At 49.3% G+C, this 10447-nt stretch carries 11 protein-coding genes and 1 riboswitch; all 11 genes read right to left on the bottom strand.

All coding sequences use genetic code 11. The annotated features are described in order from the left end of the window. On the bottom strand, positions 1 to 1017 hold a 1017-nt coding region (gene grdC / locus BLP63_RS15740; protein ID WP_092593286.1), incomplete at its 3' end, for a glycine/sarcosine/betaine reductase complex component C subunit beta. Positions 1018 to 1108: 91 nt separating this feature from the next. Further along, a complete protein-coding gene (gene grdB, locus BLP63_RS15735; RefSeq protein WP_092593284.1) occupies positions 1109 to 2428 on the bottom strand; it encodes a glycine reductase complex selenoprotein B in 1320 nt (439 codons plus the stop codon). 254 nt (positions 2429 to 2682) lie between these two features. Further along, positions 2683 to 3159: a glycine/sarcosine/betaine reductase complex selenoprotein A gene (gene grdA / locus BLP63_RS15730; RefSeq protein WP_092593282.1), complete on the bottom strand. Its 477-nt coding sequence runs from the start codon at positions 3157 to 3159 to the stop codon at positions 2683 to 2685. Positions 3160 to 3218: 59 nt separating this feature from the next. Continuing rightward, positions 3219 to 4505 carry a glycine/sarcosine/betaine reductase component B subunit gene (locus BLP63_RS15725; RefSeq protein ID WP_092593280.1) on the bottom strand — a complete coding sequence of 429 codons (1287 nt, stop codon included), beginning with the start codon at positions 4503 to 4505 and terminating at the stop codon, positions 3219 to 3221. Between the two features lie 56 nt (positions 4506 to 4561). Beyond that, positions 4562 to 4879: a thioredoxin TrxA gene (trxA, locus tag BLP63_RS15720; RefSeq protein ID WP_092593278.1), complete on the bottom strand. Its 318-nt coding sequence runs from the start codon at positions 4877 to 4879 to the stop codon at positions 4562 to 4564. A gap of 36 nt (positions 4880 to 4915) precedes the next feature. After that, on the bottom strand, positions 4916 to 5866 hold the full coding sequence (trxB, locus tag BLP63_RS15715) for a thioredoxin-disulfide reductase (protein WP_092593276.1): 951 nt from the start codon (positions 5864 to 5866) through the stop codon (positions 4916 to 4918). A gap of 109 nt (positions 5867 to 5975) precedes the next feature. Then, the gene (locus BLP63_RS15710) at positions 5976 to 6380 is read right to left on the bottom strand and encodes a GrdX family protein (RefSeq protein ID WP_207646490.1); all 405 of its coding nucleotides are present in this window, start codon (positions 6378 to 6380) and stop codon (positions 5976 to 5978) included. A 206-nt stretch (positions 6381 to 6586) separates the two neighbouring features. After that, a riboswitch (glycine riboswitch) is annotated at positions 6587 to 6688 on the bottom strand. Positions 6689 to 6949: 261 nt separating this feature from the next. After that, positions 6950 to 7792 carry a DegV family protein gene (locus tag BLP63_RS15705; protein WP_092593274.1) on the bottom strand — a complete coding sequence of 281 codons (843 nt, stop codon included), beginning with the start codon at positions 7790 to 7792 and terminating at the stop codon, positions 6950 to 6952. Between the two features lie 109 nt (positions 7793 to 7901). Beyond that, positions 7902 to 8372, bottom strand: a complete 471-nt coding sequence (gene trmL, locus BLP63_RS15700) for a tRNA (uridine(34)/cytosine(34)/5-carboxymethylaminomethyluridine(34)-2'-O)-methyltransferase TrmL (protein ID WP_092593272.1) — start codon at positions 8370 to 8372, stop codon at positions 7902 to 7904. A gap of 9 nt (positions 8373 to 8381) precedes the next feature. Beyond that, entirely contained in the window at positions 8382 to 9554 is a 1173-nt protein-coding gene (locus tag BLP63_RS15695; RefSeq protein WP_242870946.1) for a DUF362 domain-containing protein, read from the bottom strand. Between the two features lie 96 nt (positions 9555 to 9650). Next, on the bottom strand, positions 9651 to 10433 hold the full coding sequence (locus BLP63_RS15690) for an undecaprenyl-diphosphate phosphatase (protein ID WP_092593268.1): 783 nt from the start codon (positions 10431 to 10433) through the stop codon (positions 9651 to 9653). Positions 10434 to 10447 lie beyond the last annotated feature (14 nt).

Here is a 10447-nt window from a genome sequence, read left to right as displayed (position 1 = left end):
GACGTTGTGCTTACCGACGAGATCCGTTCTCAGAACAGGGCTTACACCGTCGTTCTCAGAAATCAGGAGCGCGAAGCCGCCAAGGACGTCCTCAAGGACAGGAAGACCCTTCTTGACATGGTCCTTGCCGTTCATGCCAAGCTTCGCCGTAGCGCCGCCTGCGACGATGACGACGTTCTTGTAAGTGCCGGCTTTAACGAGGGAAGCGGCTGTGATCAGCGCATGGGTTGGCGCCGCGCAGAAGCCTCTGAGGTCAGCACCTGTTGAATTGACCGCGCCGCCCATTTCAGCAATGGACTTGGCAAAGTTGCCGCCGCCGCGCTGGTTCATGTCACCGCAAGCTTCTTCAGAGCACTCAATGACATAATCAATGGTGAGGGGGTCAATGTTGTTTTTGGCAACGAGGTTTTTGAACGCCAGGATGCCGGAGGCCTTGACGACAAGGTTCTCGAACATAACATGGGCATTCAGGTTAGGGTCGACGTCATGGGCTTTCTTGACGCAGCCTACGAGTTTGCCGTCATGGTAAATGGCTTCAGCATGATGGACATTCACGAGCTCTTCGATGACGGAAAGCGCGTCGCCATCGCCTAATTTCCCAAGTTCTTCAGCCGTTGCAAGGGGATGCTTTCCATATTCTGCTTTTGCCACTTCCATAAAGCCTTTCTCAAGCTTTACGAGGTCAAAGACGTCTGAAAGCTTCAGCATAGCGATAAATTCAGCTTGCGGCATGATTTCACCGAACTTGCCGTCGCGGCTGCTGCCTGGCACGTCAACGCCCACCCAAGGCTTCTCGAGCTTTCCGAGGGCCTCTGGCGTGAGGTTTCCAATATAGGTCTGGTTTGGCGCATAGTTGACGACTTCTTCGAAGGAACGAAGATGCTCAGGGACTTTCTTAAGGTATTCAGATTCCGGGTTGGCAGCTCTTTCAACCGTTTGCGTGGTACCGTTCTGCAAGATCATATCAGGCGTGTGTACGAGCACATAACCCGCCGCTTTCAATACTGCGTAGGACATTTTACACCTCCGAATAATGTTTAAATAGGTTGAGGCTAGAGGTCTGCGTTAAACATCACCCTTCACCTCAACCTATTCAGGTTAATTCTTATTATTTATCAAAAACCGTCTGCTCGTCAACCTCAACTGTTAAAGCGTTAAGCGCTCTCTCGACGATACGGCGGCGAAGCTTCTTCTCTTCTGCCGGATCGAGGGCTGGGTTTCCAAGTGGATGTGGAATCGCGATTGCCGGTACGATTCTGTTCGCGCCAACTGTCAGCGATATAGGTACGACTGTCGCAATGTGGACAACAGGAATACCGGATCTTTCAATTGCTTTTACCATCGTTGCACCGCAACGAGTACAAGTGCCTCACGTCGAAGTGAGGATAACCGCGTCGACGCCATCAGCAATCAGCTCTTTGGTGAACTCAGTCGCGAACTCGTTGGAGTTCTTAACGGAAGTACCATTGCCCGTCGTTGAGTAGAAGAAACGATAGAGCTCGCCAATCTTGCCTTCCTTCTCGAGGTCTCTGAGGACGTCGACTGGAAGGACACGGTCAGAGTCGTCATTGCAGTATACCGGGTCGAAGCCGCCGTGAGCAGTTTCGTAAGTTTCGAAGGTCAGATCGCTGATGCTTTCAATGTCATACTTGCCATATTTGGAAGCAGAAGAAGACTCAATGCGGTCTGGGTTGCCCTTCGGTACAATACCGCCGGAAGTAACCAGGGCGATTTTTGCTTTTGAAAGGTCTTTGATTGCTTTGCCAGGTGCGACATGGTCGAATACCGGCATTGGATACTCAGTAACAAATGGCTGGCCGGAAAGCTTGCTGACAAGCATTTCAACCGCACGCTCCGCGCCAATCTTATCGACGAAGATATTTCTACGGATGCCGCGCTCAATGTAGCCTTCCTCTGCAGGTGTGCCAATAGCCTCACCTTCAACAAGCTTGACCGCAAACTTCGCGACTGCAGGAATCGCAGTACGCATAGCAGCAGCGGAATTGCCCGTTTCAATGATATAGAGTTCCTTTCGGTACATGTCGACACCAGGGTTCTCAATATACATTGCAGTGACAACAGGAATGTCGAGCTCTTCCTTGACAAACTTGGCAATGGTGCCGCACGCCGCGCCATAACGGCCAGCGTTGAACGCAGGGCCTGCAATAAACAGGTCAGCGTTTTGGGATTTAATCATTTCGAGGATCGTCGTTTTTGCTTCTTCGAGGTTCTCGTTGAAGTATGAGTCACCACAGATGACCGTCGCAACGACTTCCATATCTTTACCGAGTTTTTTGAATTCGCCGTTCAGTGCCATGCCGGGACCGACAACGCCTTCTCTCAGCTCAGGTTTTACGTCTGCTTTTTCTTCACCGCCAATGCCTGCGAAGAATTGGTTGATATAGTGCACAATTCTTATCTTGCTCATAAGCCGCCTCACACCCCGCCGCGAAATTGCCGCGGTGGAATAGATTGAGGATCCCTCCCTTCACATTTTTCTGGTTTAAAGGATCGCTGGAATATATCAATATTGGTTATAGCTTTTCAGGAATTTTTACAGTTCGACCGAACTGTGTGTTTGCATGGATTTGGAATTTATCAGGGTTTTAATCAGGGTTGTATATCAGGGTTTTGGTGGTGCTTTTTGTTGCTTTTTATATCTCTAAACTATCGGCGCGATTATTAGAGATATTTGCAGTAAGAAGATCTCATGTTGGTCATCTCAGCGACGATTTCGTCGACGTTGAGAACCATTTCCATCATGCCGATCTGATCTTCGTAGACATCTGCGTCTACGTCTGCCTTGAACTCTGGCTCTACCGCGTGGTAGACAGAAAGTCCAAGAGATACGCCCGCGAGGCAGCCTGCGAACGTTGGGTCACCATTGGTGACAGTCTCAGCTGCAAGACCAGCTGATTCTGCTTCTGCTGCGCCGAAGATGACAACGACATTCTCATGGCCGTACTCATCTGCTAAAGATTTAACCCTGTTCTGATTCTCCAAATCCATGGCCCCTGCAGCCGTTCAGACAAAACACTCTGTTGCGGAATAGACGACTGTTGCGTCGCTATTCGTCTTGACGCATTCTTCGATCGCTTGGCCCGGAACACCGTCACGGTCGCCAATGATGATCACTTTTTTGTTAGCTAAAATGCTCATTCTCGACATCCTTTCAAAATGTATTTTCTATTCAATGCTTAAAGCTTATCGTTCCTAAATTAGAACGTTCTTGCAGTGAGCTTGTTGAAGCCAAGCTCGTTGGTAGCGCCCGTGATGACCTGGATCTCAGCAACAATGCTGCCATCTGGTCTCAGGGAGCCGTCAAAGCCGCCAGCGATTTTATCCGTATAATCCAGCATACCAATGATCTTTTTCATAGGAGGGAGTTCAATCGTTTCGTTCGCGTTGCCGCCAGTGACGACAGCATCAGCGGATGGATCCGCGTCCGCGAGGGATTGTGAGGAGCCGTCGCGTCCAGCGTACTCGTCTGTTACGATAACAGTCTTGACGCCTTCCGCTTCAATTTTCTTGCAGTTCATGATCAGGTCCGTATCAGGGTTGCCAAAGCCTTCCTGAGAAACGATGACACCGTCGAGACCGAGGAACTTCGCGAACTTGGCAGTCCAGTTTGAAGATCTTTCCTTGTCAGCGAGGTAAACGTTCTCATTCGTGATGATGACGCCCATGAAGTTGATGGACTTTCCGTGCTCTGCGTAGAGGTGCTTGATAATTGGGTTGTTCAGGTGATGGTACGACGTGTTCTTGTCGCACGCGGAGACGCAGTTGCCGCTCAGGATTGCGCCGTCCATGACTTCAGTCGGGTAGAGGATCGTTGGAACGATCTTCTTCGCGTCGACGCCGTAGACATACGTATCGTGAAGCAGGCCCTGAGTCTGGAGCATGTAGACATAGCCGACCTTAGGAAGCTCAGGATACTCTGCAGCTTGCTCGAAGACTGGTTTTGTCTCGTAGACATTTACAACATCCGGGGTAACCGCTCTACCAAGCTCGCCAATGTAAGTTGCGACTCTGAGACCTGCCATACGTGCGGCAGCTTCGTAGTCGTACTGATTAATACCATCGGCAGGCTCAATGACGACACAGATGTTGTTGGTTTTGGAGAACGGCGTGAAGTCAGCGCCCGTACCTGACATATCGATAATGCCTTCCTGGAAGCCAACGATCTTGCCGCATGTGACGACAGCAGCGCCCTTAAGTACGTGGGTTCTGCCTGAACCTACCGTCGTTACTTTATTGATAACGCCTGGGAACATGCCGCCAGGACCATCAACTTTTACGCGGGGCTCAATAACATCCTTGACAGGTGTGATTCGGGTCTCTTCACCCGGCTTTGCAAGATCGACCTTGCAGCTTTTGATGTATTCATTTTCCATAACGAGCGCATGGATCTCGTCGCGGTTAATGAACAGCGTTCCGTTTTCGACCTTACTGACGTCACCAAACTGCACGTCTTTGATTAGAATTTCACCAAGTTCTAAACGCAAAAGGTTCACCTCCTTGTATATTTGAACCGGACCTGCCGGTTACAGACAATCAGCTGTTAGAGATTAGCATCCAGCATTTCTTTAATGCCGGCTTTTGAAGCTTTTTCCTTTGTGACTTCGCCGACCTTTTGGCCGCCTTTATAAAGTGTGATAGTAGGAAGGCCAAGGACCTTTTGGGAAATTGCAAGCCTTCTGGCGTTTGTCGTATTGAGCTTGCAGAATTTGACCTTGCCTTCGTACTGCGCAGCGAGCTCTTCCACGTCCGGCATGAGGGCCTTGCATGGCTCACAGCCGTCGCTCCAATAATCGACCAGTACAAAACCATCTGCCTGAAGCACTTCCTGTTCAAAGTTGTCTTTATCCAAAATAAACATGATTTTCCTCCTTGCTTTTATAAAAAACCCAGCGCATTAAGCGTGGAATTTTTCCTCGATGTACTTCTCAGCCACAACTGCGGCAATTGCGCCATCTGCTGTAGCAGTTACCACCTGGCGAAGGATCTTCTGTCTGACATCTCCTGCGGCAAAGACACCAGGAATATTGGTTTTCATGTTTTCATCCGCGATCAGGTAGCCGGTTTGGTCCATGTCGAGGATGCCTTTAAAGAGGGATGTGAGCGGATCGTAGCCTATGAAGACGAAAACGCCCATAGTGCCGTCGTCTTCCGGCGCAGGAATATCCGTAACTTCACCGGTCTTGACATTTTTCACTTTTATGCCTTCGAGAATGCCGTCACCGTAAATTTCTTCGACGACAGAGTCCATCAGGTACTCAACTTTTTCGTTCTTCTTGACTTTTTCTATGATGGACTTCGCAGCCCTGAACTCGTCACGTCTGTGAACCAGTGTGACTTTGCGGGCAAACTTGGTAAGATACATAGCTTCCTCAACCGCAGTGTCGCCGCCGCCAACGCAGAAGACTTCGAGATCTGTAAAGAAGTCCGCGTCACAAGTCGCGCAGTAGGAGACGCCTTTGCCTGTAAGCTCGGCCTCGCCTGGGCATCCAATCTTCTTAGGAGAAGCGCCCGTCGCGACAATCACAGCTTTCGCCTTATAAACGTCGCCGCTCTCAGTTTCAATGACTTTAAGGTCGCCTGTGAAATCAATGGACTTAACCGCGTCTTTTACACGCTCCGCGCCAAATTCATCACACTGTTCAACCATGCGGTCCACCAGGCTTGGCCCAGTCGCGTGCTCTACAGAGCCTGGGTAGTTGGCAACTTCATCCGTGGTGGCAATCTGTCCGCCCGGCTTTTCCTTTTCCAAAATTACAGTCTTCATTTTCGCCCGCGCCGCGTAGAGGCCCGCTGACAGTCCTGCAGGACCTGCGCCAATGATGACGACATCATAGTGCTTTTCCATGCTTTACCCCCCGTGTACTGTTTTCCTGTTACCTATTAAGACTATATAGCTGAGCAACCTGTATCTTATCCGCCGCGTCTATCCCCACGCCGGGAAAAACCCAGAGTGCTTAACCAAACTGATTAATGCTTTCAATGCCGCTTTGGATGAGATTCAGATCAATCACTCTGAAGTCATCATAAACTTTTTCCGAGTATTGAATGACTCTGGCATCCGCAAGAAATTTCTTGGCCGTCGCCAGGCTTTCTTCAATAATCTGAAGGGATTGAAAGTCTAAAACCTCAGTTTCTGAGGTTATCGCCACAGATTTAAAAGGCGTCTCATAGGGCTTAACACTTCCTGACAAAGGATGCGTCAGCAGTCTGTGGCCGCTGTGAATCAAGTTGCGGGCAGACTCCAGTACGGCAATCAAATCGAAGTCTTCCTGGTAGACGACTTGAGTGAGGTTCTTGGTTTCACCCGGTTTAAAGCGTTCCTGAACCATTCGGTTGTTGGTTACCAGCATGAATTTCATTCCAATGTCACCTCGTTTTTACTTTTGAAGCATAGTTTGCTCTGCCCGGTTGCGGACTCGGCCAACCTACCTTATAGAAACAAAAAAGAGAGGAACGCGACAATAAATGTGCCATTCCTCCCTCTGTTTATACCTGAGAGTTTCTTATCCGCGACTATGTCGCGTTATAATTGCCCCTACGGTGCCTGATCAGCTTTTCAGAGATCTGTCTAAGCCCGGTCCTTTTGCCTGAAAATTTCACAGTCACTTGGCAGTGACAGCTTGTCCCTTCGGCGATCAATTTAATGATTCTCTCCCTGACTTTTCATCCAGTCTATTCAGTTATTTACACTTATTCGCGGTTCTTAAACAGTCCGCATCCATAAAATTTCCTGATGATGATTCATAATTATTTAACAATCTTTATGTTACATCGTCATTATAGTGCATCTACAAAAAAATTGCAATACCTGAAGCAAATTTTGTCATAAAATTAACAGACAAAAACAATGCTGAATTTCCAACGTGTTGAGACCCTCATTTTTTCGATTATGAAATATTATTACATCCGATTGAGCAAAAAATGAAAATCATTTTCTAAAATACGCGAACGCGACACACCCCGGGCCCGAATGCGTCCCCACCACTGCGCCTACCGTTGAACGGTATATTTTTGAAGGATGGATCATTTCAGCCGCCACATCAATCATTTCTTCCATGAACTGTGGATCTGCTGCATGGAAAAAGCCTACGCTCTCCTCAGAAAACTCCGGGGCGTGGGTCTCCAAATACTGTTCAAACCATTTCTGGGATTTCTTACGCCCTCTCACTTTGTCAAGCGGCGCCAAAGCCCCATCCTTGACATGCAAAATTGGTTTAACGCTCAAAAGGCCGCCTATCATAGCTTCAGCGCCGCTGAGGCGTCCGCCCTTGTGTAAATAGGTCAGCGTGTCGACGAAAATCAGCATCACAAGCCGTTCAGTAAGTTGACCACAAGCCTTGACAATAGCCTCTCTGCTCATGCCCTCCCTGGCCATTTCTGCCGCTTTCAAAACAAGCAGACCCTGGCCAAAGCTGACAAACCGGGAGTCAATGACTGAGATAGTTTCAGATCCCATTTCCTCCGCCGCTGTCACCGCCGCGGAATACGTCCCGCTTAGCTTTGAAGACAATGTAATGACCACCGCCTCGTCGCCTGCCTCTATAACCCGCTCAAAGCACTCTACAAACTGCCCTACGTTCACCTGTGACGTTGTGGGAAGCATCTCCGCGGACTTCAGCTTCTCAAAAAAAGCTTCAGGGCTCAGATCAATCCCATCCCGGTAAGAGACCTCCCCAAAATTGACCATCAGAGGCAGTACTTCAATGCCATAGGCTGATTTAAGATCGCCAGGTAGATCAGATACACTGTCGGTGATGATTCTAACCGCCATTTAAACACCCCTCATCTTTGATAATCCCATTATAGCGTGTCTCCCCACGCATAAGAAGCACTACTTGACAAAACTTGTGCCAATGGTTCCCTGTCCCCAACCAACACCTTCACACCAAACCCGGAAACTCCAGCTGCCGGAGGGCTTCAAACAGGACAATGGCCACTGCATTCGACAAATTTAAACTTCTCGCATCTTTACTGTCCAGCATGGGAATCCGCATTAATCCGTCCTGATAATTCTCGTGTATTAACGCCGGAAGTCCCCTGGTCTCACTGCCAAAGACCAACACCGCGTCTTCCTCATAGTGAAGCTCTGTATACAGCTTTTTCGCTTTCGTAGACGAAAAATACAGCGAACGCCCCTTCATAACCTCCAGAAACGCCTCCAAAGATTCGTGAACCGTAACATCAACCAAATGCCAGTAATCGAGGCCAGCCCTTTTCACGTATTTTTCGTCAATTGAAAACCCAAGCGGCTTGATCAGGTGCAGCTTTGCCCCTGTCACCGCGCAGGTTCTTGCAATATTGCCTGTATTCGGCGGAATCTCCGGTTGATATAGCGCAATTTCAACAGACATAGGTTTCTCCTAAAATTTTGTCATAATTCGCAGCAGGAATGGCCTGTGAATCTCTACAGCCTCTTTGGGACACAGCTCCTGACAGCAATAGCAGCGAATGCATTTCGAAAGGTCCACCACGGGATAGCCGCCCTTGACCGCTTTGTCCATACTGATGGCCTGTGGCGGACAAAGCCTTTTGCAATCACCGCACTGCACGCAGAGCTTGGCGTCGAACACCGGCCGCGGCTTCAGCATCAGATCCGCCGCATGCTTGATGAAATATGGCGCGTGGCCTTTCAAGAATTCAATGCTTCGTATATCCGGTGCTTTAAAGTCACTGATTTCAAACGCTTCCAGCGGAACGCCCTCCACTGTTGCAGGCTTCCCTTCAGGATCAATGATGCCACGGGCTATCGCCCGCCTCAAAGTCGGCACAGCCTGAGGCTCTATCCCCACCAGCTTCACAGCCGTCATATCCAGCCAGTGAGGATTATCCGAAGCCAGGACCACACCGATTTTCACCGGATCTCCAGCAGAAGGCCCGGCCCCCTCCATGCCTACAATCCCATCCATCAGGGACAGGGACGGCCTGACGTGCTCGCAAATATCCACCAGCATATCCGCGAAATCGTCCGGCTCCGGCATTTTGAAGTGGTACTCCGCTTTGATCATGCCGGGCACTGTCCCAAACATATTTTTGACCGCCCCTGTGAATTTCATCATCCCATGGGTTTTGAGCTTGGAAACAGATATGACTTTGTCGACATCATTCAGCGCATCAATCAGAGTAAGACGTTTTAGAAGATACCCGTTGCCGTTTTCGCGCTCGGTGCTTTTCAGATTCCGGTTGAGTCTGATTCCCGGCTTATCCGGACCTTCCAGGCGCTCATATCCGCAGCCCTTATAGACACTTTCAAGCATCCTGAGCACAAAGGGCCCCCCAGGACTGTCCGCGATCAGCACGTCGCAGCCAAATTCACGGACGAGATCCGCAAGCGCCTCCACGAAGACCGGATGGGTCGTTGTGGCCTCTTCAGGCGCTTTCTTCATCAGAAGGTTAACCTTTAGCATCACCCGCTCACCGGGCTCAAGAAAAGCAGATAATCCGCCGATGTTTTCCACCGCCTCCCGGATCGCTTCTCTCACAAGCTTGTATTCATAATCGAAGGATTGGCATTTCGCTAAAGCGACCCTGGACATGCTGATTGACCTTCTTTCTCAATTTTCATTTTGGGCACAGCAGTGCACAAACTCATGGTGATTATGTTCCCACAAAAAGATGGGGTGCAGCGTCCGCTAAGCAAACAGCAGAACAAGAGCCCCCAGCACAATCCTGTACCAGGCAAAAGGTTTAAAATCGTGTTTTTTTATGTACCCCATAAAGCCTGCCACTACCACATAGGCCACAACAAAGGACACAAATGTCCCGACGGCGAGAAGTATCCATTCCGGCTGTGTCAAGGCCTGCTCATACTTTGCCATCTTGTAGATTCCCGCTCCCACAAGGGTTGGAATCGCGAGATAAAAGGAAAATTCCGCTGCTAAAGACCTGGAAAATCCAATAACGACGGCACCAATAATCGTAGACGCTGATCTGGACATGCCCGGAACCAGAGCCATGCACTGGGCTATGCCCACAAAAAGCGCTGCTCTGTAGGTGATTTGCTGCTCATCCCTGACCAATACCCTGAAGTGTTTGTTTTCAACAAAGAGCAGCAAAATCGCGCCCACCACCAGGGCAATGGCCACAACCGTTGGGTTGAATAAAAGTTCATCTATGGCATCTTCAAATGGCAATGCAATTGCTACTGCAGGAAGCACTGCCAGAGCGACCTTGGACCAACGGGAGACATAAATTTTCATCTCGCCGCGCTTAGGGAAAACTTTGTCCCTGAAGTACAGAATGACGGCAAGAATTGCCCCGGTCTGAATCACGACCGCAAACAAATTGGCAAAATCCCCTTCAAAATTGAGATATTTATTGGCAATGATGAGATGTCCTGTTGAGGAGACCGGCAAAAATTCAGTCAGACCTTCCACAATGCCCAGGATTATGGCTTTCATAATATCGACAAACATTTATATTCTCCTTC

Source organism: Acidaminobacter hydrogenoformans DSM 2784 (genome assembly GCF_900103005.1).
GTDB classification, from domain to species: domain Bacteria; phylum Bacillota; class Clostridia; order Peptostreptococcales; family Acidaminobacteraceae; genus Acidaminobacter; species Acidaminobacter hydrogenoformans.
The sequence above is the reverse complement of the archived record's forward strand: the minus strand, read 5'-3'. Positions and strand labels throughout refer to the sequence as shown.